Raw genomic sequence first — 21160 nt, forward strand, 5'->3', positions numbered from 1 at the left:
CGCGTAAACCTTATCTATATCTCTCGTTGCGTGATACCACGCTGGAGGCACGAACCCGTGCTTGTTCGCTAAGAGAAGAGACAGGTCCCCATGGTTGGTTGGGTTATTCCCAGGCCGAGCGCAAGGAGGGTAGAAGTATCCGCATCTGGCCAGCTCTGCAGCATTGTCCGAACAGTATTTCTGCAACGCACTGGTACCGGTCTTGTAATGACCGATATGTATATAAAGTCGCTTCATCTAGATTCTATCAATCATTCTGCGGAGGCATTTCTATTTCAGGCCGGAACCAGATTCCGTTCCAGATCGCTTTGTAAATTGGCCAGCGGAGCTTCTTCGGCAGCCGCCCCTGTACCATCTGAGTACGAACCTGATAGAGAAACTCCAGAACGCCAGGCATTCCGAATTCGCGTCGCCGGAAAGATGTTTCGTTTCGCGCTCCGTATTTGTATTTCCAGATCGATTGCTCGGTGATCATCCCGTAATTAACCCCTTGGTTCACGCCGACGTCATGTGTGACCAAACTGTCAGGAATGAAAATACCCGGATACGCCATGGCCAAGCGCTGAGTGTACTCAGCGTCATCAAACCAAATGAAGTAGTCCTTGATCGGGAACCCATGCTGAGCAATTGCCCATCGCGGAACGAGAACGGACACGAAGCTGCATGAGCGGACCATGAAGAAGCGGTCTTCTGCACTGTAGAATCTGGGCCAGTCCCACACCGTTGCAGGAGTGTTCATTTCACACCAGCTTCCGTCGATCCAACGCACAGCTGAGCAAGCATACGTAGGTCTGTGGCCGCTGACTTCCTCGAACCTTGCGAGACCATCGATCAATTTCCCCAGCGCATCCTCATGTGGATATGCATCATCGTCACTGATCCAGATGAGGTCAAACCCGTCAGCGTATGCCGCCTTCATACCTGCGTTGAAGCCCCCGGCCCCACCTATGTTTTTCGCAAGCCGCAGGTGTACCAGTCTCTCCGAAGCACGCTTTTCCAAGAGGTCTCGAGTACCATCCGTAGAAGCGTTGTCGACAACGTAAATTTTGTCGGGGACCCTAGTTTGCCCCTCAAGAGCATCTAGAACCTTGGCAAGTTTATCTACTCGGTTGTAGGTGACGATGACGGCTGCAATCGAGGATGTCGGTGTCATGTGGTCTTGGAGCCTTCGAGAATATCGCGGTACAGGGAAGTGAGAACATCTTCGGCGCTCGGATCACGGCGAAGATCATGGTATTTAGAGGCAACGCTGGATTTGCATTTTTCCAAGAACTCTGAATCTGTCATCAAACGCACGATCAGAGCCTCAGCTGCACGCACACATTTCCGTGGTTCTGCGGGAAGCAACAATTCCTCGGGTATCAACTCATCCTGCCCACCAACGTCGGTAGAGATAGGTATAGCCCCATTCCCGATCGCTTCATAACCTACCAGCGTCAGACCCTCATTGCTTGATGGGATCAGTAGGATGTCGGACTTTCTAAGGATGCTAGGAACGTCCGCATCCGCCGGGTGCAGTGTGACAACAGCACCGAGCTTCTCCTTGCCGATCATCGCTCGAACGATTTCCAGGTAAGCACCGGTTCCAACCATATCCAGGTGCAAGTTGATGTTTTGCCCCTTAGCCCACTTCTGGAGCCTTCGCATAACATCCACGACAAGTGGCGCGCGCTTCTGGTGCACCATGCGGCCTATGAAAGCCAATCGACAAGTGCGTTGGCCGGCCTCGAGGTTGAAAACCGGCTCAATCTCGGGTTCCGCGTCACTACGTGGCGGAAGCATCCTCCCAAGTTTCACCTTTTGGGATTGTCCGAAGACATCAAGATAGAATGCGGCCAATTCTCTGCTGATTACATGGTGATAGTCGATATAGTTGCTCCATACCCCCGAGGTTCTGGGGAAGCCACCATTTTCGTGCTCAATGATGTGAGTGCTATCTATCACCACAAGGTCTGGGAAAGCAGCTTTAATTCTCAGCAGGTTATCATAGAGGCCCGTGCTGTGATGTATGTGCATGGCACGCACATTTTCGGCCCTTACCAGAGCCTCTAGGAAGTCGAATAGTTGCCACCTAGGCAAATAGGCATCCAGCCGAATGAACTCGACGTTGGGATCATCGGGCAGCTTTGATGCCAGCCTCTGCACCTCTGGAACATCCGCCACTATCAGTACTCTGAACCCAGCCTGCAACGCCCAATTTACACTATCGAAAGCCAGTTTCTCCGCGCCGCCTGTTTCCAACCAGTGGAAACCGATAAGGATGGACGGTGACTTTGAAGTATCTCTGGGCCCTGTCAATGAGCCAAACGGGTGGGATGTTGCCCGCTTTACAGGGGAGAAAGAATGACGCTCGGGGCGGAAGCGCAGTGATCGTTGCTCATAGTAGTACTTCACCTGCTCAAAAAGAACGGGTGACTTCCAGACTAGCCATTGTGCAAGCCTGCTGCGGTTGCCGAACTCCGGAGACGTTCGAACAGGGGCAACTTCTCCTTGAGGTGGGCGATGAGGAATGCCAGCCGTAATCGTCATCGCGACGCCATCCTCAGGCGAACCACCGGCCTCATAGGTTCCCATGTAGGCTTCGTCCAATACATGGAAGCCCGCCACCTCCGAGGTCTCAGGCTTATCCACTGCCCTCGCAAGAATCTTCGTACCTGCGGCATCACCCACAGGGCTGTCGAGGCGCCTAAGTAGGTAGCGGTTCCGTCCTTCTGGATACAGAGTGCCGTATATTCGATGAATAGCTGCCGCCTGCTCCCGATAGTAATCGTCCCTCAACGTATCGGCGTCGTCCATGCCGTCTGGCTCCCCGCCCTCCACATAGCATTGATCGATCAGGTCTGAGCTAAGCATGAAATCTTTCGTCATTGTGTTCTATACCAAGTTCCAAGGCGGCAAGGTCGGTCTTCCAGAAGGTTCCGACCTCCGTATGACAGGATGGTTCCGCGACGCAATCCAGCTTCCTGCAAAAAGCCTGAAAAGCAGCTCGAGCGGCTTGCCCTTGAGCTTCAAGTAAGCACTGCACAAGGTCTCACAGCAGATAGGGCCGGGGTCAGTCAGTGACATCTGCCAAGAGCCGGCCCAGAGGCCCATCCGGATGTTGAAAATGAGTAGGACAGCGGGCTTCCACTGCTGCTTTGGCGGCAACGGTCACGCTCACTCCATCAACTTCTCATAGGTGGTGATCGCTTCTTCAAGATCTTCGAAATATTCGAGCTTCCCCTCATGCAACATGATCCCTGCATCACAGAAATCTCTCATTTCTCTCATGTTATGGGTCACTAGGATCGCACTGCTATTTGCCATTCTTTCTCGAAAAACCACACGACTCTTTCTTCGAAACCTAGCATCTCCAACCGCCGTGACCTCATCAACCAAGTAGGTATCGAACTGGATCCCCATGGAAGTCCCAAAAGTGAGCCTGGACTTCATACCGGAAGAGTAGGTCCGAACCGGCATGTGAAAATGCTTTCCCAATTCAGAGAAATCCTCGACAAACTCCACTAAGCTCTCAGTATCGACGCCATAAATTCGTGCAACAAAGCGAACGTTCTGCGCGCCCGTCATCTGAGGATGAAAGGAACCGCCAAACGCAACCGGCCAAGAAATCGTGCCATCGGAAATCACTCGGCCGTGGTCAGGCGACAAGTTTCCAGCAATGATTTGAATGAGCGTTGACTTGCCCGCACCGTTATGCCCCAGCAATCCGAGCGACTTTCCCGTGGGTAACGTGAGGCTGAGGTTGTCGATCACGACCTTACGTTCGCCCCCTACACGATAACCCTTGGTGAGGTTCTCGAAGCGGATCATGACAGTACCATCAGTCCCGGTCCCGAATTGAATAGTAGATCAGAACACCGATACTCCAGCTCAGAAGCAGAAACAAAGCGGAAAGCCCAAACAGAACGGGTCGCTGTGGATACTCCGGGCTTTCCGGCAACGTTGGGTGAATATAGGTCGCTAGATATCTCGTCTGGCGCTCTGCGTTTGCGTATGCCGCATCGCGGGCCGCAAGAGCTGCACTATACGCCTTTTCTGCAAACTCCCGATCAATCGTAAGCCCTTCATATTCTGCAATTAGAGTTGGATAATCTTCGTCTGTACCTGGCACCTTCGTATTCGCGAAAACTCGCCGTTCTTCAGCGATCCGATCTCGAATAACCTGAATACGTCGGAGCGCTTGAGTTCGCCTCGGATCGTCGCTTTGCGTTGAGCTAGATAACTCATCCAAGGCCACAAGTTCCTGTGCAAGTTGCTGCTGAAGGTTATTCATCACCCCCATGCGCCCCTGAATATCCGCCGAAAGGTCGACTATCTGGGTCCGAGTGCGGAACTTTGTCAGAGCTTCACGTGCTGCGCGGAGCTTTTGCTGTGTTTCTTCCAGTTCGATGTTGGCGTATCGTATCGCATCTTCTCGCGCTCTGTCGTTGAGCGTGTTGACCATCTCTTGGCTTTCAGTAACGATCGCATCAGCGATCTTTTGAGCCATGTCAGGATCGAAGGCACGTGCCTCGATCTGAGTTAATCCGGACCCTTCGTCATAGGAAACGAGAACGATCCGCCCCCAATATTTGTGCAGGTCTTCGATGGAAGCATCTGGTGAAAGTGCGAATATCGGGTCACTTTCCCAATACCCCCCGTAGTAGCTTCGCAGGTCGAGTTCAGCGTCCACGCGACGCACAATGTTCTCGCTACGAATGAACTCGTATAGAATGTCACCGTCGTGAGCCAAGCCCCCTCCGGTAAATTGCGCCAACCCACTCAAGAGTTCCGACGACGCCTGACCTTCTTCCTGCCGCACGGTGAATCCCGTAGTGGAACTGTAGCGGTCTTCCGCTATCAGCCACAGGTAGAGCGCCACCAAAAGCAGAGGAAGAAGCACCACCCCCAGGAAACTTCCTAAAACTCCCCAATGCCGTCGGCGCATACGCGCGGGACTCGCTAGCGGAAGCGTCGGGACGGCACTTGGCAGCGCCTCATTGGCAGCTTTCTGCTCTCGATTTCCACCTCGCGCGCTTCTGGTGGATGTCTTCCTTACTCTCAGACGTTCAGGAGATTTTTTTTTCTTACCGCCCCGCCCTGTTACTTTTCTACCGCGTGGTTTGAGAGCCCGCCCTTCTGCGCTGGGCGGCCCTCCTTCGTCGTTCTCGCCTGTCAACGTTTGGCCCTAAACCCCGTTTGCATTTGCTCTGAACACTAACATAGTAGGTTCAAACATCGCCACAGCAAAGGCACACATCCTTGACGACGGCACCACTTCACTCTCCAGCCCCGGTTGGCCAGGGCCGTATGCGACGGTTTCGTATGGCTCGGACCGTTACAGCTCTGATACTCCGCGAAATGCTGACCCGCTACGGTCGCTCGCCCGGTGGCTATCTTTGGGCCGTGCTCGAACCTCTTGGCATGATCGCCATTATGGCAATCGGGTTCTCGCTGCTGCTCCGGACCCCTCCACTCGGCAACAGTTTCTTGCTATTTTTCGCCACGGGCCACATTCCGTTCGCCCTGCATCAAACTATCTCGAACACCACAGCACGTTCACTCAAGTTCTCAAAATCATTGCTGAGCTACCCAATAATCACTTGGGTAGATGCCATTGTTGCTCGCCTTCTTCTAAACGCGCTTACCGGTGTTCTCGTCGCATATTTGATCTTGGGGATCGTGCTCGTCATGCATGATGATCCGATTGCGCTCAGTTGGCCCCCCATTATCGAATCTATGCTTCTGACGCTTCTTGTTGGCCTCGGCGTCGGAACCCTGAACTGTGCGCTCTTCGGCTTATTCCCTATCTGGGATCAAATCTGGTCAATCATCACCCGACCTTTGTTCATCGCATCCGGTGTGCTGATCCTTTACGAGAGCATGCCAGCAGCAGCGCAAAGTGTTTTGTGGTTCAACCCGCTAATACATATCACGGCGTTAATGCGGAAAGGCTTTTTTCCTTCCTACGAAGCGCACTTTGTATCAACGAGCTACGTAGTTACTGTTGGGTTGACTCTGCTTTTCATGGGAGTGGTCCTACTCGGCCGCTACCACCGGCAAATCTTGAACGCTTAATCTCCTCGTAAATGTCCGGTCCCTGCATCAATGGATCGGATTGACGGTGAAATCGTCCAGCGCTGCAGTTCAGATCTTGCAGATGCATTCATGCAGCGCTCGTCCTTCTTCCTCGTCAGAGCCACTAGCTGCGGCGTACCCAGTTCATCACCTCTGCATGCCCCACCTCGGTCCGGCGCAGGAGGCCATCGCGCAGCGCTCGAAGCAAGTAGCTCAGAAATGCCCGCCTCTCTCCTCCGTGGAATCTTATCTTGAACAACCACTTGAAGGTCACCGCAGGGAGCACAAATACGAAGAAAGGCCCGGAGACCAATCGGTAAACCATCAGTAGATTGCGGTAGTGATAGTAGCTCTTCCATAATGGGCTGAAACGGCGGTCCGCTTCGGTCATCGAGGAGAAGTCATGCTCGAAACGTAGCGTCGGGTCGAAGACGATCCGCCCTCCCGCCTTGGTGATACCAAGCGTGTAAAGAACATCATCCCCATAAATGAACAAGCTCCCGTCGGGGTAGCCTCCCCGTGCGATCGCAGCGCGGGAGACGAAAAGCCCAACGAAAGACGTGCCGTCAATATCACAGCACCGACCAGCTTCGTATTCTTCTCTACCAAGGTGGAAGCCATCCCTCCCCTTACCGAAAATCGTCCTCAAGAACACCCCGTGATGCCAAAACGGGTTGAGCCAAGGACGGTTCATATCGCAGATGCGCCCATCTGGGTGGTAGACCGCTGCCGCCCAAGCCTCAGCGCAAGCGCGGTCTTCCGCATGGAATAACTCCAGTGTGCCAGGCTCGGGCCTTCCGTCGTCATCCATCACCAGAACCCAATCGGGATCGAAGTAATCTACTGCCAAGCGCATACCGGTCTCGAAGCCCCCTGCTCCGCCGGTATTGGTTTCGCAGCGATGGATCGTCAGCCGCAGATCATTTTGACCAGCCAGCCAGGCCGCGGTCTCATCGGTAGATGCATTGTCGACAACCAGAATAGCCTGCAAGACCTCTAGCGGAGATTGCAGCAGCCGCGCCAAGGTAACCTGCAGCTTCTCTAGCCGGTTATAGGTGACCACCACAGCCACCACGCGCCCTGCCCTACCCTGTTTCTCCGTCACTTCCGGCCTCCAATTTACGTCACACCCAATGGTCACAGTACCCACTAGGTGTCAAACTCCGGCCCCTTTCTGCGAGAAATAATGGCCGGACATGTGGCAGAAGAAGCGAAAAGAAGCCGGAGATCTTTATGCACTTTCAAGATCCCACGCTTCCCGAGGCGAGAGTTCTCACGCTCCGCAGGCTTAGCAACCTGCGCGGGATCTTTTCGGAAAGCTGGGACGCCGAGCTTAAGCGCGATACAAGCCTCTACTACGATTTCACTCAGGACAACCGCTCCCTCTTTCTATAGGTTGCCACCGGGCGAAGCCTGCCTTTCCAGTCCCCGCCTGATCCCCAAGCCAATGCTCTGCTACTAGCTCTGGAAAAGGGAGCGCCAGCCTGAAGCACCAACATCGGCAGCGAAACCAAACACAGCAATTTTGGGTTGTTTTCAGGCTCTCTGCGGCATTCCAGATGCGCGCGTCCCCAAAAGCGAATGGTTCGGCCAGCGTGTCAGGGGCCTCAAGCGGCGCGCCGAGGAGATCGCTCGGCAGGAGTTAGCTGTGGCGCCAGAGCTCGTTCCGATTTTCCCAGCTCTGTTTCAAGACCGCAGCGACATCGTGGTCCGCATCGCCGCGCGCGACGGTCGGATATGGGCGATCTCTAGGTAACACGCAACGGTTCCGCTGCTGATGACGGCTCCCGGGGTCGGCCCAATCACCGCCATGGAGATGGTCGCTACCTTCGACGATGCCGACCGGGTTCGCCGATCCTTAAGTGCCGGGGCGTACCTCGGTTTGACCCCGAAGCGCTACGATTCCGAGGAGGTGAGCCGAAACGGGCGGATCTCAAAGCGCGGCGATCGCCTTGCCTGCAAGTGCCTCTACGAAGCAGCGAACGCGAGTTACTACCGAAATCTGGACGGTTCCCGGTTGCGTGATTGGGCCGGCGCAGTTGCTGAGAGAACGGGGCCACGCAAGGCAAAGGTGGCCCTCGCGCGGAAGATCGCCACTACGCTGCATGCCATGGGGCGGTCTGGCACCCTCTTCAAGGAGGTAGCTATGGCGTAAGGCACAATCAGAACGACACCATTCTTCGAAGTACGACTGAATGCGTCCAGCCGGGACGCATGGCGAGGGTGAGATCGCTCCCAAGGTGCGGCGCATCGACCGCGCACACCACTTCGATCCGCCCGTCCCTGAACGCCAACATGCGGCACCAACGCGGCGACCGCGGAGAGAACCCCAGAGCTCGCCACGCTCGAAGGAAACGCTTGAGGATCAGCCCTTGGCCGAGGCGATTAGAGAATGCCTTGGGACATTATCAGTGGTTCCTACGTAGATCAGAGTACTTCAGGCACGCACCGTCTAGGCCGCAATGCGCGCTACGCCATTGACCCGAGCTGCACCCGAATGAACTAGCCTAGCGCCCATTGCGGACCTGCCATGGCGTTGGGCGGCGCTTAAGGACAGGACAACGCCCTTGCGAACAGGCCCATGATTAGGAGGCCGTGAGGATAAATGTTTCGCGCGCGAAACATTTCATCGACCGCGAGGGGCAGAAAAGGGGAAGGAAGATATGACATCACGCAAGGCGGCACTCTCGTTGACTATCGGGTCGTCGATCCCGAGCGCCACGACGTGGTGGATTTTGATAGCAAGGACAAGTACGCGGCACCATCTAGAAGCCGCAGGCGCCACCTTCATACTACGCCGCCCGGACTTCCCCTACGGCAGCGCCTCTGGGCAAGCCCGGGCAGTCACCCCCTCGTCATGCGGAGAGCTCAAATCGTTTTCCTTTTGGAAATATTCTTGGAAGAGAAGCCGTTCCACGTTCACCAGATGACGCGCGGCTACGCCTGGCTCGACACTGTCCCCCCCCGGCTTTCTACTCGACGCAGGAAACTTTGTACGAACGCTGTTCGTGCGCCATAGCTTGCAAGGGGGTAGTTCCGAAGAGATCAAATGTTCAAAGGGCTAAGCGTCTCAGACGCGCTGCGCGACCTGATCAGAAGCTTTGCGAAAAACCGCTGCAAGCAATAACTACTGCATCCATTTAAATAGTCCTACGACAACATGTTTCGCGCGCGAAACAGGCTCTAGCCGCCAGATAGAGACTAACTATTTTCAAGGTTCCTGAGAGATCCAGCACAGAAGAGCCGCGTGCAATTCTTCGGTCAGCGCCGTGCCTGACAGTTCTAATCGCTTCTTCTCAGCATGGAAGCAGACTTTCAGACCTGGACGTGGCTGGCTCGTCACGGGTGCTGGTGCGGTGAGTTTGGGAGACCGTGACATCGGAGCATCCTCAGTCGCTTCCGCGATTTCTTCCTCTCTCACCCAGCGAGCGAGCAGCGCAAGCTCCTCTTCCGCTGTCGCAGGGCGGGCCAATTCATAGGACTGCGTTAGGGCTCCCACTGCTGATGGTACACGCTCAAGCTGCCTCGCCAGCTGTAGCCCCAGCCGCTCGCCGATCGCTTGAGGGAAGCGCAGAGTTTCGCCCAGCCCTTCAACCAGGCTAACAAAGCTGCCGATTTTCGAGCGCTTGGCCCGTGAAGCTGAGGCGAAAAGGCTCTGAAGCGCCTGCTTCCGGGTCTCAAATACACCTTGGGCCACCGCTACTTCGACAATGCGCGCCCGCTCGAAATAACTCAATCCGGCACGGATCTCGTTTTCCTCGACCATGGCGCGGTACGCGTCCGACGCGCTTTCCGGACGGCGCTCCAATGCCAACACCGTGCCATCTCCACACCCTTCCTCCAGCAACTGCATCAGCGCTTGGCAGCGGCGCCAGCCCGAGATCAACCCATAGCGTCCGTCCGACAGCGCTACGACTTCGATTGGCGTCTGCTGGCCGCGGTCGCGGATTGAGGCAATCAGCGCACCCATGTCCTCATCATCAACCCAGATGCGGTCACGGACGAGATAACCTTGTTCGATCTGCGCCAGCGGCAGTGCGCTGATCATCCGGCCACCTTCGCGAGCCCGATTGAGTTCTCCGGCGACTTCGGCGAGAGCGGCGGTGGCTGAGCTGTCAGCCGCCACGTCGGCGATTGGTGCGCGTCGCGCCGCCTCGATCCGGGGCTCTTCTGGGGCATCAAGGAACATCGGGTTGGCGGGTGTCAGACGTTTACGTTTGGCCATGGGAACTTTCCGGTTTCGAGATGCGGCATGGCGCCGAACAAAAAAGGGATGCGTGCCGAGGTGTGCGTCAGGCGCACCGACAAAATGTTTCGCGCGCGAAACAAAGGAGCGTGCATCGTATGCGGGTCATGACACAGAGCGAACTTCACTCCGCTGCCGCCTGTTGCGCTAGCTCGTCGCGCCGCCAAGCTCCGACGAGCAGCTGTTTGAAGGCCGCATAGGTAGCATCGAAGGTCTCGCGCCCGCGCACATAGGTTTCGCGATTGAAATCGCGGTAGTCAGCCTCGTAGATGCCCTGCACCTGTTCTCCAGCCTGGCCGATGAGCGCCGTGAAACCCTGTCGGTGCGGCGAAAGCACTTGTCCGAGATAAGCCTGCATCAGTGCCGCGAGCTCGGCTTGCTGAGTGCCATCGTAGCGGGTGACCACGGCACGCACCGCGTCCCATTCGAATTTCAGTTCCTCGCGCCCGAGCGCTCGAGCAGCGAGGTTCTCGGCCTCCTCGATCGAGCCGAAGGTCGAATGCAGCATATCAAAGAAGCGACCGGTAGAGTCGAACTCAAGGAAAGAGGCTCCGAGCGGCACCAGAAGGATGTCCGCTGCGGCCAGCCCGTTGATCGTTAGGTAGCCGAGTGCGGGCGGCGTATCGAGAAAAATTACATCATACGCATCAAGCAACCCATCCGCTTCGAGACTTTCAGTCAGCGCGTCCCAGAGCTTCCAGCCTCGCGCTTGCATGCGCCAGACTGGAATCTGGAACTCGGCCCAGTAGAGGTTCAACTGAGCACCAATGAGATCGATATTTGGCCAATGGGTCTTTTGCACCAGTGAAGAGGCAGCGACGTCAAGCGCCTCGGTCAACGTGTCATCAAGCGGGGTAGGGACCTCACCCCGATCCAGCCGCCGCTGGTTCTCACCCCTTAAATAACGGGCATAATGACGAGCGACGAGGGGGAAGACGGTCTGCCACTCGTCTTCTACTCTGCCCCCAAAGATCGAGGTCATCGAGCCTTGGCTATCGAGATCGACCACCAGCACCTTGTATCCGTCGAGGGCCGCCGACATTGCCAGGTGCGCGGCGGTCGAGGTCTTGCCGACGCCTCCTTTAAAGTTGGCTACTGCGACCATCTTGGCGGGTTGACCCTTGGGCCGATAAGGCAGGTACTCTTTAGCCTTTGATCCCTCATGACCAAAAAATGCACGTAACTGCAGAACCTCGTCGAGGGTGAACCACTTGGCACCTCCCTCGGTCTCGGAGCGGCCCTGCGGCAGTTGGGGGTTCTGTTTAAGCACGCGGCGGAAATGGCCGGTGGCTACGGGAATGAGATAGCGGGTAATTTCCCAAGTTGAGAACAGGCGCAATCGGCGAGTGCCGCTTTCTTCTAGACCGCGGCTCGCAAGGTCTGCCCTGCCTGCTTCACAGGCCCGTGCAATCTCGCCGAAACCGGGTGTGGAGGCGGGAGCACCGAGCGCCCCGCACGCGCTATCTGGATCAATATTGAAATAGGGGGGCAAAATGCCCCGTGTCTCTGCTCGCATCTAACGCCTCATGTGCGTACTTTTGGGAAGAATACCACAAAAATGCGTACATGGAAGGAAAGACCGCACATTTCTATATTTTCTAAGGAAATCTGTCGAGCTTTTCCCTTGATCCCTAGGGTGGAGCGGGATGGGAAGATATTTTTTAGTTAGAATTTAGTTAGTTATATTGTTACGGAGCATGAGGAAAGCTGCAACGATATGATTCTAATAGATTTATCTCATGTATGTTAACGCTTTGCGACTCTGAAACCCCGTTTCTCCGACTCTGAACCGCCGATTGGGCGACTCTGATCCGCCGTTACTGCGCTGGACGCAGTTTGTGGGCAGCTCTAGGCTAGTGTCACTGAAACCCCGAAAGACTCGGGGCAGCACAGATCTGCGCAAAGCAGACTGAAGGGGATAGGCAGGCTGGATGACGACAGGTGAGATCGGGGCAGGGGGGCTCCTCCCAGACAGGCATCCGACCGGAGATTTCTTTCTTTGCGATATTTTCGGCGCGAGCCCGAAGGACGATCTTGGCACTATGGAGCACCCGGTCTTCTCGCTCTCGACCCGTCCCGATCGGCGTATCTTGAGCTATGAGCACAATGGTGCGCAGGTGCAGGTAGTTCCGAGTGTGAAAGGCCGGGCGACGATCCATGATAAGGACATTCTGATCTACTGCGTCAGCCAGTTGGTGGCAGCGTTGAATGCTGGTCGGGAGACTTCGCGCCACCTAGTGCTGAAGGCACACGACCTGCTTGTGGCCACCAACCGTGATACCTCAGGGGATGCGTATACCCGGCTCAAGGAAGCTTTCGAGCGACTTGCCGGTACGCGCATTTCAACTAACCTAACGACAGGTGGCGAGGAGAGTACCGCAGGTTTCGGTTTGATCGAGAGCTGGGAGATCCGACGCAAGAGCCGCGGAGGACGGATGATCTCTGTAGCGGTTACTCTGAGCGATTGGCTTTATCGGGCGGTGCTGGCAAAATCGGTGCTGACCCTAAGCCGTGATTACTTCCGTTTGCGCAAGCCGTTGGAGCGACGTGTTTATGAGCTGGCACGCAAGCATTGCGGGCGGCAGCCGGAATGGCGGGTGAGTGTGGCGGTGTTGCACAAGAAATCGGGTTCGAGTGCGCCTCTACGGGTGTTCCGAGCATCGCTGCGGAAGATGATCTGCGCAGATCATCTTCCTGACTACGGGATGATCGAGGAGGAAGGCGATCTTGTCCGCTTCTGTCGTCGGGGACATGTGATGGAGCGGGACGCCCCGGGTGCTCCGCTTCTCCGTTCAAGCACCTTGGAAGAGGCACGAGAGCTGGAACCAGGGGCAGATGTTTATGCGCTTGAGGCCAACTGGCGCAGGTTCTGGGAGGAAAGCGGAAAGGTACAGCTGAAAGATCCGGACAAAGCATTCCTTGGCTGGCTGCTCAAGCGGCGCACAAGCTGAAACCTTCGCCGCGTGCTACTTAGTCGAGCTTGCCCGAGCCGGCTACGCTGCCCCGGGCAAGCTGTGCCAAATGAGGGGGCAGCATTATTGATGGCGTGGATGCCCCCGCCCGACGGCATCATGGTGTGCCAAGATAGTGATGCTGAAGTCACCATAGGGAAAGGAGGCATCTTCAGCGTCGACCTGGCAAAGCAGGTCTTCCAGATTCATGACGCTATGGCGGACGGGCGCACGGCTTTCCGCAAGAAGCTGTCCCGTCCACAGTTCGTAAAATTCATGGCAGCCCTGCCGCCCGTGGCCATGGAGGTCGTCGGACCGCGCATTCCTAGGGCCGGGAACTCGCCCTGCTCAGCCATGACATCCGGCTCATCCCGCCTATCTATGTCAAACTCTTCGTGAAGCGGTAAAAGAACGATGCCACGGATGCGGAAGCGATTGCCGAGGCGGTTCAGCGACTGAATATGCGGACGTTGGCGGTGAAGACTGCCGCACAGCAAGCCCGCGCTATGCTCTTCTGCATCCGCGATTTGCTCGTTGATCAGTGTACTGCGTGGCCATCTTGCCGAACAAGGCATCGGCAACGTTGAGTTCCTCGCCCTTCGCCTGGAAGAGGATGACCTGCCGGACTTAGTCCGGCATCTGGGGCGGCTCTATCTCGATCAGATCACACGACTGGGGGCAGAGCTCGAAAAGCTGGATAAGCGCATTGTCGCGGCCGCGAGGGAAACCGGAGGGACCGAAGGTTTCAGACCATGCCCGGGATCGGCCCGGTCTGCGCGATGGCGATTACGGCTTTCGCGCCGGACATGCGTGAGTTCTGTAAGGGGCGCAGCTTCACGGCCTGGCTGGGCCTTGTGCCTCGAGCGGCGGCAAGCAGAAGCTAGGCCGGACCTCGAAGATGGGTCAGCGCGATCGGCCGCGTCGAGGCTGACGTCGGATACTCTGCAGCACCAGCATCCGGAACTTCAACTCCACGTCCAGAGAGGGTCGGCCGCCCTTCGGGCTGCGAGTGCTGCCAGCCGCGCGCACCAAGATCGGTCTAAACCATTCGAAGTCCACAGTCGCAGTCAGGGCCTCCAGCGGATCGCCACCCGGCGAGATCCCCGCCAGTCGTACATCGACATTCCAGAACCCTGCTTGCTTGGTCATGATCCCCTCCACCCGATGAGAGCCGTGAATCACGCATCAGCCAGAGGTTTCAGGAGATGCCCAGCTGGAAGTGGGGCGCAAGCCGAATACCCCATCTGACCCTAGATTGGAGTGCGGCGGTTCTTGAAGACGGTAGCTTGGATATTGTCTAGAGGGTGACCTATTTCTCGATATAGTGGTTCTAGGATGTTGATGTGGGCTTCGAATTCTATTTGTATTAGATTGAATGGATTCCAGAAGTTTATAATGCTATCTTTATCAAAATACCAATCTCCTAAAATGCTTACATCATCGTTCTCAGACAGGGCGATATTTAGGACTCCGCTCGATTCTTTTGCCAATTGGCTTTCCCAGCTTTCCCTCCAATCTTTTTCCTTCCGAAAGACGACTACAGTTTTCACTTCGCGACCGGTGCGTTCAATGAACCTTTTGAGAAGAGACTGTTCGGTTGCCGTACGAAGAAAACATAAACCTTCTGCGGAGATCACAAGAGTTTCCTCGCTGAGCCCTGAAATCCGCTGTGCTATGTTGTCTAGTTTAGCAAGGCGCTGATTAGGAGTGAGTGAAGGAACCCCACCGCGGACGCGAGCGCCAGAACGAATTTCCTGACGCAACATAAGATGTGCGAAGTGGGCGTGATTTATAATATTCCCCTGAACACGCTTACCATCGCGGAACCTAGGGCTGCGGATCGGGCGAATACCACTTGAAATCAAAGCAGTTCGGTTCTTTTCCAGACTTGCTTGGAATGATGAGGTTCCAGTCTTGTGCGTGCCGATATGAAGTATAAGTCTTTTCAGTTGCTATCGCTTTCTTCGTGGCCTGACGCGGAGAAAACCGGCTTCGCGCAGGGTGCTTCGCAGTTCCCAATGCTGATTTGCCCTCCTCAGGTGTTCTAAGTCAAATACTAATGAGTCGAGCTTGAACAAGGCCATGGGCCGGCGATGAACGCCCGCTAACGCGTGTTCCGGACCGGGCCCTCCAGCCAAGCGAGGCAAAGGACAAGAGAGTTCTCAGGTAGGCCAGGAGCGTGCGGATATTGTGCCCGCAGCCACACAAAACGGCGAAGATGGCATCGCCTGCGGCGCCCTTGGGCGTGTAGCCTGCAAGGCGACCATCGATTTTCATGTGGCCGATTTCCGGCTCGATTGCGCTGCGCCTCCGGAGTTGAGCCTTCAGCGGTTCGGTTACCCTGCGGGGCATTCCGGAGATCGGGTCACGCGTTCTGGTTAGGCCGTGGCCGTTGTCGCCGCGATCGACAACCGCGAGCTCGGTGAACGTCTCGACCTGCTCCAGCGCCTTGGCCAGGGGGTGGCCGTCGTATGGAATTCCGGGCATGCCCCGCATGCCGACGATAAAGCCCTCATCTTTCGTCGTCGCGATGCAGACCTTACAGCCAAGCGCGAGCCTTCCCTTTCGAGATGCAGTCGACATCGGGCTCATGCGGCGCGTAGATCGTGCTCCGGCTTTTGGGCGCCTGGTGCAGCAGCTTCGACACGCGCGCTACGGTGTATCGACGGCTCCTCCGGGGACGGCATCGAGTTGGCGGCGAATGTCGCGCATGACACGCTCCGCGCGACTAACCGAAATCAGCCTCCGGCAAACCCGGGGCGGTTCACACCTTTCAGGTTGCCTTCACGCTGCGGTAGAAAAAGCCGCCTCCAACGGAGACGGCTGAGCCTATGAGGGCTTGCGGAAGAGCATTCTTCTAGAATAGGAAGCTGTCCGCGGTCAAACTGGCTTCGTTGACGCCATTTATCGTAATTGAGTTGTCTCCTTCAAGAAGAACTAGCGTATCTCCATTTACCGTGACTGCACTGGATTTTAGTTCGGCGAATGAAGCGAACTCTCCGTTTCCTGACAAATCGATGAGGTCGTTTCCCACCCTAAAATCAGAAATGATATCGTTTCCTACTTTGGTTTCGAACACAAACGTGTCGGCGCCACCGTTGCCGCGCAGCGTGTCGTCATCCGCTCCGCCGATCAGTGTATCTTTGCCGCCGCCACCTACGAGACTGTCGTGTCCATCGCCCCCTAGTAGACGGTCGTTCCCGACACCACCATTGACGCGATCGTTGCCGTTTCCTCCTAATACGGTGTCATTTCCCGCGCCGCCATTTAGAATGTCTTTGCCACCCAGTCCCGAGATCTTGTCGGCGCCGCCGTTGCCATCAATACGGTTAGAGCCGCTCTCTCCGGTTAACTTGTCCTTTCGATTCGAGCCAATAAGATCTTCAAACCCAATAAAAAAGTCACCCTTGGCGTCCGAACCTGAAGAGCTTTCAGAAGCTAGGTTTACCGTAACGCCTGACGACGCGCTGGCATAGCTCAACGCATCACGTCCCGCCCCCCCAACGAGAATGTCGGCGCCTGCACCTCCTTCGACAGTGTCGTTCTGTATGCCGCCAGAAATAATATCACTACCATTTCCACCCAGAAGGTGATCTTTGCCCTTGTGCCCGGAAATTACATCGTCGCCATTTAGACCCTTAATTTTGTCATTTCCACCTCTCCCGAGGAGATCATCATCTCCATTAAGGCCAACGATCTCATCAGATTTCATAGTTCCGATAAGGGCGTCATCGGAGTTGCCAATTTCGTAAGTTGAAATTTTATCGGAGTACAATCCGGTAGCAAGTAGAAATACTCGATTCCCCATCTGCTTAATCGTCAACCCTGACGTATTATCCAGATTTTCGGTGGAGGTAATGGTTTGTATAATCTCCATTTCTTTGTCGTCATTAAGCGACATGACCAGTAGAGTATCCTGGTCTTGTGCTGTTGCCACGAAATAAGTTACACCCGCGACCTCCATAGACTGAATATCCCTGATATCCGAGTAGTCGCCGTTTACATAGTTAGGTGTTGCGGAAACAAATGTTAGACTTCCGTCGTTGGCCACTTCGTATACGTGGATTTGGTCATAGTAGTCATCATTCGCGACTAGGTAGGTGTGTTTTCCAATATCTGTGAGGACAAACCTTCCATAGTCGTCGCTGCTGCTTACCGAGTAGTTGTGTACATTTTTCAATCCACCATTGTCCGACACACGGAAAACGCTGAATCCATGATCGCCATTGACGGCAGAGGTGAACAGGAAAGTCTTCCCATTTATTTCGTGAAAATCTAAATTTGTCACCCCATCTAGGAGAAGATCAGCGTTGTCGCTATCTGTTACGGCGTCCCTTTTTATCAACGTCCCGTTTTTTGTAACCTGATAGATTGAAACTGCGTCTGAATAATTTGCGGCTGCTGCTACGAACGTTTTGTTTCCAATCTGATACGTATCTAGATGGTAAGGGTCACGTAAAAGGCCTTGGCCGTCAGTCGGTTCGCCAGTGCCTGGATAGTTTCTATAGGTATTGACAAATATTAGATGGCCGTCTGTACCTTCGCCGTCATCATCTAGGCGAAAAACAGTAAGAGCATCATCTGAATAAGAGGCAGCGATTAGAAAATTTTCATTTCCGACTTTCACAATCTCTATCTGCTCAACGGAGTTTAATCCGTAGGCAGTGCTGTTAGATAGAGAGGTGATGGGTGTCAGTGTGCCGTCACCATCCAAGGTCAGAACCTGTATTCCATCGTCTATTGCGGATGCAACGTATACATATGTGGTGCCATTGATGGTGTGTGTTTTCACACCGACAGGACCATCAAGTTCTGGGGAAGTTCCGAAGTCCTGAATGGAATCGATAAACGAAATATCACCGATAAGGTTCACAGTATCATCTCCTGGAGGGGTCAAGTGCTGCGCAGCTTAGCGTTCGCTGGGGGTTTAGGAAGGTCTAAAATGGAGATTCATTGTATTTTTTTCAGTATGTTAGAGGAAGACCTCATAGGCAGTGCATGACGGCCGCAGCGTTGGCGATTTCAGAGAAGGGTGGCTGGGGGCAACGATCCTATCTGGTCGTGGCATGTCGTCGATCTTTTATTCATCTGAACATTATTGCTATGCAGTCGCGCTCTGCTCCCTGGAAAGTCCGCGTTCTTCAGTTTCTCTGTTAGGGTTTCGGGCCGCAATGGGACCTGTCACATTCTGGCACTGGCCCGGAGTGTCATTTGGGTGGCCTGTGGTTCGAAGGCGAAGAGGCTTTCCCTGCTTAGGGCAGGGTGCCTTCAGCGCGGATTGTAGAAGCCGTTTAAGTATTCGAGGACCGCTAGCTCTACCGCACGGTATCCCGATGGAGGTTCTTCGCTGAGATCGCCCAGGCGTGAGAAGCAACACCAAACGTCGGTCGTTCGTGGTACTTGGTGCTTACCGAAAATCCGCATCGCGATGGGCCCTTTGAGCAGGTGGAAGCCGACGGGGTCGTGCGCTCAGCTTCGAGCGGGGACGGTTTTGGTAAGGAGGTCGGCAGATGCCGCCACTGATCCAAGTGGCATGGTGCGCTTGACGAGTTGACGGGCTCGTCTTAGGGGGCGCAGGAAACTGCCGGAAGTTGGATGAATGCCTAAGAAAATTATAGCTGTGGCTGGGATCGGTTATGTCGGCCTGTCAAATGCGGTTCTCCTCTCGCAAAACCATACTGTTCGGGCATTCGATGTCTCGGAAAGCCGAGTAGAGATGGTCAATGCACGGAAGAGCCCGCTGATCGATCCTGAGATTGAACAGTTTCTAGCGGATGCCCCTCTCGATCTCGTAGCAACTACCGATCCGATTGAGGCCTTTTCCGGGGCGGAGTTCATCATCGTCGCAACGCCGACGAATTATGATCCTGAGACCAACTTCTTCGACACCTCGACGGTAGAAGCTGTTATCGAAACGATCCGCAGTATCAACAGCGCGGGAACAATCGTTATAAAGTCGACCATCCCGGTTGGTTTCACGCAGGAGCTCTCCGCGCGGCTTGGCATCGATCAAGTGATCTTCAGTCCCGAGTTTCTGCGGGAGGGCAGGGCGCTTTATGACAACTTGCATCCGTCCCGAATTGTGGTCGGCGAGCAATCCGGTCGTGCGCGGGTCTTTGCAGAGCTGCTCAAAGAAGGGGCCCAGGATCCGGATATTCCCGTCCTTTTCACCGAGCCTTCAGAGGCTGAGGCGATCAAGCTTTTCGCTAATACATATCTTGCGATGCGGGTGGGCTTCTTTAATGAGCTTGACAGCTATGCGCTGGCGCTGGGCATGGACAGCCGGCAGATCATTGACGGTGTGTGCCTCGATCCGCGCATTGGAGCGCACTACAACAACCCATCCTTTGGATATGGCGGTTATTGCTTGCCCAAGGATTCCAAGCAGCTTTTGGCAAACTATTCTAATGTGCCACAGAATCTGATCCGTGCCATCGTAGATGCCAACCGCACGCGTAAGGATTTCATAGCCGATCAGATCCTAATGCGGTCGCCGAGGCGGGTCGGAGTCTATCGGTTGGTTATGAAAGCTGGGTCCGACAACTTCCGGCAAAGCTCGGTGCAAGGTATCATGAAGCGTATCAAGGCCAAGGGCGTCGAGGTGGTGGTCTATGAGCCTAGCATGGAAGACACGGAGTTCTTCGGCTCGCGTGTGACGCACGATCTAGAAAGCTTCAAACAGGAATGCGACGTCATCATCGCCAATCGCTGCACAGATGAGATCAGTGACGTAAGGGGAAAAGTGTTTACCCGCGATTTGTTTGGTGCGGACTGATGAAGCACTCCAACTGGCCGAGAGGGTCTATTGATGTGATCTCTGAAGACTTCCCCCTTCAAACTTGGAGGCTTTGGCTGGGTAAGAAATGGAAACGCATTAAGGCATCGAAGCTATCGGACGCTGGCTCCGAAGGCGCTCATCGCCGTAGATAGGCGACTGACCATGCACTAGAATTTGACTTGGAGCACTCGTTTGGGGCCTCTCTGTAGAGACCCCAAATTTAACTTAACAAGAAAACGCGCCCTGTATTTAAGTAAAAATCACGAGCACAGCGCGTGAACTTCATATTTCATGAGCTGCCCCTCGGGGGGGGGCAGTTTCACTCAAAATAATTAGACAATTAAAAGGTCGTCGCGCAAATCCTGCATATTTTTGAAATCTTCGAGAACTAAACGTTCGTCGCCAAAGTCGAAGATCATATTTCCGAACTTAATTTCCGCAAATTTATTAATCACTTGACGTTTTGTAAGGTCCCCATCCCAAAGGTCTGCACTCAAACTGACGGTATCAATGTCGTCTTGAAAATCAACAATCCGATCACGACCGTGGCCGTCGCCAAATACGAACGTGTCTTGTCCGGCGTTCCCCTCCAAAATGTCGTTGCCTTGGCCGCCGTTAAGAACATCCGCACCGCGGCCGCCCCACAGGGAATCTCGCCCAGCTCCACCCGAAAGCTTGTCGTTGCCTTTCCCTCCGGACAACTCGTCACCAGCGCCTCCGCCTTTCAGCACGTCTCTACCAGAAAAGCCCAGCAGAACGTCGCTGCCACTCCCACCATAGACTTTGTCTTTGCCTTTCAAGAGGTAGGAGTACGTATCGACGGTTTCCCCATCCGCGAGTGTATAAAAGAACGTGTATGCGTCCGCTTCAAAATCTTGAAGTGAAAACCGTAGATTCGAACCAACCCATTCTTTTATCCCGGTCAGCGACCCTGATATTTCACCATATTCACCATAGGAAAAATCGCCGAAGTACGTTCCAGTGCGATACCCGTCCGACACTGTAAAGCGAGCAGAGCTACTTTCTAAGAGATCCCCATACCAAACTTCGTCATTAGACATATCTAGAGAGACATAACTTCTCAGAACCGCCATAAGCTCACTCCGACACTCACCTCCAGATGTAGGT

General features: G+C 54.8%; 17 protein-coding genes and 1 pseudogene. 6 read left to right on the forward strand and 12 right to left on the reverse strand.

The features are described 5' to 3' along the window. Nucleotides 1-247: 247 nt before the first annotated feature. Together AYJ57_RS25335 and AYJ57_RS25340 are read right to left on the reverse strand one after the other, a co-directional pair. Nucleotides 248-1153: a glycosyltransferase family 2 protein gene (locus AYJ57_RS25335; protein WP_066112532.1), complete on the reverse strand. Its 906-nt coding sequence runs from the start codon at nt 1151-1153 to the stop codon at nt 248-250. Beyond that, the gene (locus tag AYJ57_RS25340) at nt 1150-2796 is read right to left on the reverse strand and encodes a glycosyltransferase family 4 protein (RefSeq protein ID WP_193789582.1); all 1647 of its coding nucleotides are present in this window, start codon (nt 2794-2796) and stop codon (nt 1150-1152) included. The genes AYJ57_RS25335 and AYJ57_RS25340 overlap by 4 nt, the downstream gene beginning before the upstream one ends. Nucleotides 2797-2851: 55 nt before the next feature. On the opposite strand from AYJ57_RS25340, the gene AYJ57_RS26130 reads away from it, so the two are divergent. Beyond that, nucleotides 2852-3016: a hypothetical protein gene (locus AYJ57_RS26130; protein WP_157374417.1), complete on the forward strand. Its 165-nt coding sequence runs from the start codon at nt 2852-2854 to the stop codon at nt 3014-3016. Between the two features lie 140 nt (nt 3017-3156). Here the strand turns inward: AYJ57_RS26130 and AYJ57_RS25345 are convergent, their stop codons facing one another. Both AYJ57_RS25345 and AYJ57_RS25350 read right to left on the reverse strand, forming a co-directional pair. Continuing rightward, entirely contained in the window at nt 3157-3810 is a 654-nt protein-coding gene (locus tag AYJ57_RS25345; protein WP_066112537.1) for an ABC transporter ATP-binding protein, read from the reverse strand. 10 nt (nt 3811-3820) lie between these two features. Continuing rightward, entirely contained in the window at nt 3821-4882 is a 1062-nt protein-coding gene (locus AYJ57_RS25350) for a sugar transporter (protein WP_157374418.1), read from the reverse strand. A gap of 458 nt (nt 4883-5340) precedes the next feature. Here AYJ57_RS25350 and AYJ57_RS25355 point away from each other — a divergent pair, with 458 nt between their 5' ends. Next, nucleotides 5341-6057: an ABC transporter permease gene (locus tag AYJ57_RS25355; RefSeq protein WP_237220304.1), complete on the forward strand. Its 717-nt coding sequence runs from the start codon at nt 5341-5343 to the stop codon at nt 6055-6057. A gap of 124 nt (nt 6058-6181) precedes the next feature. Here AYJ57_RS25355 and AYJ57_RS25360 read toward each other — a convergent pair whose 3' ends face one another. Further along, nucleotides 6182-7162: a glycosyltransferase gene (locus AYJ57_RS25360; RefSeq protein WP_066112546.1), complete on the reverse strand. Its 981-nt coding sequence runs from the start codon at nt 7160-7162 to the stop codon at nt 6182-6184. A gap of 711 nt (nt 7163-7873) precedes the next feature. Between AYJ57_RS25360 and AYJ57_RS25370 the strand changes: the two genes are divergently transcribed. Beyond that, on the forward strand, nt 7874-8212 hold the full coding sequence (locus tag AYJ57_RS25370) for a transposase (RefSeq protein WP_237220311.1): 339 nt from the start codon (nt 7874-7876) through the stop codon (nt 8210-8212). A gap of 1056 nt (nt 8213-9268) precedes the next feature. Here the strand turns inward: AYJ57_RS25370 and AYJ57_RS25375 are convergent. Together AYJ57_RS25375 and AYJ57_RS25380 are read right to left on the reverse strand one after the other, a co-directional pair. Next, the gene (locus AYJ57_RS25375; protein ID WP_066112555.1) at nt 9269-10282 is read right to left on the reverse strand and encodes a ParB/RepB/Spo0J family partition protein; all 1014 of its coding nucleotides are present in this window, start codon (nt 10280-10282) and stop codon (nt 9269-9271) included. A 145-nt stretch (nt 10283-10427) separates the two neighbouring features. Continuing rightward, entirely contained in the window at nt 10428-11819 is a 1392-nt protein-coding gene (locus AYJ57_RS25380; protein WP_066112558.1) for an AAA family ATPase, read from the reverse strand. A gap of 415 nt (nt 11820-12234) precedes the next feature. Here AYJ57_RS25380 and AYJ57_RS25385 point away from each other — a divergent pair, with 415 nt between their 5' ends. Next, complete coding sequence (locus tag AYJ57_RS25385; RefSeq protein WP_066112561.1) at nt 12235-13254, forward strand: replication initiator protein A; 1020 nt, start codon at nt 12235-12237, stop codon at nt 13252-13254. A 779-nt stretch (nt 13255-14033) separates the two neighbouring features. After that, nucleotides 14034-14138 carry a hypothetical protein gene (locus tag AYJ57_RS26480; protein WP_237220312.1) on the forward strand — a complete coding sequence of 35 codons (105 nt, stop codon included), beginning with the start codon at nt 14034-14036 and terminating at the stop codon, nt 14136-14138. A 19-nt stretch (nt 14139-14157) separates the two neighbouring features. Here AYJ57_RS26480 and AYJ57_RS26140 read toward each other — a convergent pair whose 3' ends face one another. The 4 genes and pseudogenes from AYJ57_RS26140 to AYJ57_RS26150 form a co-directional block, all read right to left on the reverse strand. Next, nucleotides 14158-14403 carry a hypothetical protein gene (locus tag AYJ57_RS26140; RefSeq protein WP_157374419.1) on the reverse strand — a complete coding sequence of 82 codons (246 nt, stop codon included), beginning with the start codon at nt 14401-14403 and terminating at the stop codon, nt 14158-14160. Between the two features lie 101 nt (nt 14404-14504). Further along, on the reverse strand, nt 14505-15020 hold the full coding sequence (locus tag AYJ57_RS26145; RefSeq protein WP_157374420.1) for a hypothetical protein: 516 nt from the start codon (nt 15018-15020) through the stop codon (nt 14505-14507). A gap of 382 nt (nt 15021-15402) precedes the next feature. Continuing rightward, nucleotides 15403-15972: pseudogene (locus AYJ57_RS25395) on the reverse strand (IS5/IS1182 family transposase); the annotation flags it as partial. 139 nt (nt 15973-16111) lie between these two features. Next, entirely contained in the window at nt 16112-18127 is a 2016-nt protein-coding gene (locus AYJ57_RS26150) for a hypothetical protein (protein ID WP_157374422.1), read from the reverse strand. 726 nt (nt 18128-18853) lie between these two features. On the opposite strand from AYJ57_RS26150, the gene AYJ57_RS25405 reads away from it, so the two are divergent. After that, on the forward strand, nt 18854-20029 hold the full coding sequence (locus AYJ57_RS25405; RefSeq protein ID WP_066112571.1) for a nucleotide sugar dehydrogenase: 1176 nt from the start codon (nt 18854-18856) through the stop codon (nt 20027-20029). Between the two features lie 335 nt (nt 20030-20364). On the opposite strand, the gene AYJ57_RS25410 is transcribed toward AYJ57_RS25405, so the two are convergent. Continuing rightward, nucleotides 20365-21126: a calcium-binding protein gene (locus AYJ57_RS25410; RefSeq protein ID WP_066112575.1), complete on the reverse strand. Its 762-nt coding sequence runs from the start codon at nt 21124-21126 to the stop codon at nt 20365-20367. Between the last annotated feature and the right edge of the window lie 34 nt (nt 21127-21160).

This window comes from Salipiger sp. CCB-MM3 (assembly GCF_001687105.1).
Lineage (GTDB): Bacteria > Pseudomonadota > Alphaproteobacteria > Rhodobacterales > Rhodobacteraceae > Salipiger.